Raw genomic sequence first — 395 nt, 5'->3', positions numbered from 1 at the left:
AGCCCCAATCACTCTGTGGCCGGTCTGGGCCACGGTCGTCAGCGGGGATTTGTAGCTCGACATCCAGCGCTCAAATGACTGGGTTGGCAACCTCACCGGCTTGCTCCAGCGCCAATCGATGCAAGGTGACGGCGGCCAGTTCCAGGCCATCCCCCCAGCGCACACCAAAGCCCCACTCGCCCACTTGGGCGGTGCCGAACAATGACGGATCGTCCAAGGGGTTCAGCACCGGGAACTGTCGGATGTGTGCCTGTAGGTCAACGTCATAGCGCTTGCCGTTGGCAAACTCCACCTGCAATGCACGTTGGCCCGGGACAGGCTTCACGCTGTTGATTCTGGCTTCGCAGGTCATGGGGCAACGTCTCCGATTCTGTTCATTCCATACGCTTTGCGGG

Annotated in this window: 1 protein-coding gene; it reads right to left on the bottom strand. The window is 60.8% G+C overall.

Features of this window, described 5'->3' with window-relative positions; translation table 11 throughout:
* Window positions 1-70: 70 nt before the first annotated feature.
* On the bottom strand, window positions 71-395 hold a 325-nt coding region (locus tag OC610_RS28960), incomplete at its 5' end, for a DUF2442 domain-containing protein (protein ID WP_264433261.1).

Origin of the sequence: Pseudomonas agronomica (assembly GCF_025917275.1) — a bacterium.
GTDB lineage: Bacteria > Pseudomonadota > Gammaproteobacteria > Pseudomonadales > Pseudomonadaceae > Aquipseudomonas > Aquipseudomonas agronomica.
This window is presented reverse-complemented; position numbering and strand designations above follow the sequence as displayed.